The following is a 3,036-nucleotide window of genomic DNA, read 5'->3' on the forward strand; positions in this document are numbered from 1 at the left end:
CCAATATATCTCATCAAATTAATTTATACAAGTATTCATAACTTTTGAATTAAAGCTCGAAACACAAGTTTTTTTATAACCATCAGTTTCTGCTTCACCTATAACATCTATTTTGGAATCTTTTTTTATAAATTCATCCCCTATTAAACCAAATGATTTTACATTATAATGCACAAAATCAATTTCATTGTCTGTATTAGGAATATCCAAAACAGGTTTATAGGGCGACAACTTATAATCTCCTATTACTAAAAAACTTCCTAGTTTGTTTTGATATTCAATTTTATTTTTTATAGATGATAAATCCAATTGAGATAAAATACTATCTTGTTGTTTTTCTAGTAAAACTATTTTCGAAAGTAGACTATTAAGTACGCTAATATCAATTTGATTATTATTCTTCACATACTCGTTATAATCATTTTCAGCACTTTTTAACTGATTTTGAATTTCACCCAATTCTTTTATAAGTTGTTCAGAATTTACAACAAAATCCTTTAATTCGTTATTTAAAATTTCAGAAATACTTTTTCCTTTTTCAATAATTTTATCAATATTAATTTTAATATTATTAATATAAAAGGATTGAACTCCATTTTTAAATTTATCACTGTCAGCATTATTTAATCCGTTTGTTTGATAGGCTACTATAAAATCAATACTTTCAACTATTTTCAAAGCCTCTTTCTTGCTATTTGATGTATCTTTAATAAAATATTTTGAAATAAAAGCTACCTTTTCATCCAATGTCATTTCACTATAATTCTTTTCTGCCAACATTTCCAAAAGGGTATTAATATATATTTTATAATGTTGATTCGTGATATCAGCTAAAATTTCATCTTTTATAGTATCTTCATACAAATCATCCTTATCAAGAGCAACTTCCTCTTTTATAATAGAATCCACATTTGGCAAATTTATATCCACACTAGAAAATTCTGGTTTTTCCGGAAGCTTAACTATAGGCCTTACTATCATACTATCTTTGTTTAAGAAATCATTATATTTTATATACTTATCGCCATCATTATAAATATATACATTAATAGCATTTTTCCAAAGGTTTATATCAGAATTAACACCACTAAAATCATTTATGTAATGATAAAGATGTATATTGTTAAATTTTAAATTTACTTGTTTATTATCAAAAGCACTGATAAATTTTCCGCTTGTATTCTTACCATCACTTGCAAAAGACTGTATTTGAGAACCATTTTCGAAAAATAAATAAATATTATTAAAATTTAAATTGATCGAATTAAATATAGAACCACTTTCGATATACCCAATAAAACCTCCAGCATTAGCAAAATCATTTTTTCCATATGCCTGTATATTTTTTATATTATATAAACTTATATTGGAAAAATCACCAGTTCCTTGTCTTTGAATCCAACCTATAAATCCACCGGAATTAACAATCCCTTTTTTATCTTGTTCAAGCTTTCCAACAATCGCATCTATATTTTTTACAGTAATATTTGAAAACGATAAATTATCACTTCTATAGCCTTCTACCTTTCCAATAAAACCACCTACAACAGCACGAGTATTTTCTAAATTATTATTATTTATAGCTTCAATTTTTTCAGCTTCTAAACTAATATTGTTAAAAATTCCTCCATTAGCAAAACCTGCAAATCCTCCAGCATATGCATTACCAACATCATCAATCTCTCCACTTAACAATCCATTATTGTCATTGTTAATACTTTTAATTTTTTTAACACGGATATTGATATTACTAAATTTATTATTTCCAGAATCAATACTACCAACAAATCCACCAGCATAAGTATGACGCAATGTACTGAATGTGGATGTTATATTACTTATATCTAAATTTATATTTAAAAGTTGAGCATAATCAATATTACCAGAAAATCCACCCGTAACAAATCCCCCACTAATTTCTTCAATCCCTCTAATATCAATATTCTCAAAAAAACCTTCCCAAATCTCCCCAGCAAAACCACCTGTATATGTTGCCTTAGTTGTTTTATTATTTATTATTTTATTGATTTGAGAAAGATATATATTTTCAAATTTTCCATTATTTATACTACCAGCAAAACCACCAATATGAGATCTATTGTCTACACTGACGCCACTTAATTCATTTATATTATTGATATTGATTTTATTAAAATTTGCTCCGCTTACATATCCTACAAAACCACCTGTATATAAAACATCGTTTGTTTGCGTAGAAATACTAGCGATATTACTTAGCTCTATATTTTTAAAACTACTACCATTACTTGCATATCCTATAAATCCACCTGTAAATATTGAATTAGATTTAATGGAATTATTATTATAATCAATCTTTATATTTTTAAATTCAGAATTATTAGAATTCCCAAATATACCTACATACTCAGGTATATATTCAAGATTAGTTGTATCTATATTAATATTCTTAAGCGCAAATCCTTGTCCATCAAATGTTTTATTTGAAAAACCATTATCTACTATTATTTCCCAATTCTCATTATAAACATGACTTTTATATCCAACTATCATATTGGTACAACCATATCCATCTATACAATAATTTACATAGTTTTGCCAATCTTTTCCTTCTTCACCTTTACCTTGATTTCCATTAAAGTCTATATCATTAGTAAGTCTATACTCACCAGCTGTATCTCTAAAACCTTCTTTATTTTCATTCCACCCTTTAGCAAAGTGCCACCAATCTAAATCAGAGCCTATACCTACATATTCATATACTTTAAAATTGTTGTTTGAATTGTTAAATTTATTAAATACTTTAAAAGAATTAGGATTATAATAATATCCACTAGCATTTAAATACATAGAACCTTTAAAATTATTACCATCACTTCCTTGTATTTTTAAGCTTTGTAATTGATCTCCATTTATATTACCTACATCTACATAAACTTCATTACCTTGTAAGTTTATTTCATTAGCTGATATTATACCTGTTTGATTTTTCATTTTATCATCCCAACTAGTATCAGCACTTAACATTACTTTATTACCTTGTAAAGTAACGTTTTG

1 protein-coding gene is annotated in these 3,036 nt (G+C 26.3%); it reads right to left on the reverse strand.

Annotation, left to right across the window (positions count from 1 at the left end; translation table 11 throughout):
* Window positions 1-18: 18 nt before the first annotated feature.
* The coding region (locus CAMP5118_RS07875; protein WP_337217017.1) for a hypothetical protein at window positions 19-3,036 on the reverse strand (3,018 nt) is incomplete at its 5' end.

It is taken from the genome of Campylobacter sp. LMG 7929 (assembly GCF_024723595.1).
In the GTDB taxonomy this organism is placed as follows: Bacteria; Campylobacterota; Campylobacteria; order Campylobacterales; family Campylobacteraceae; genus Campylobacter_D.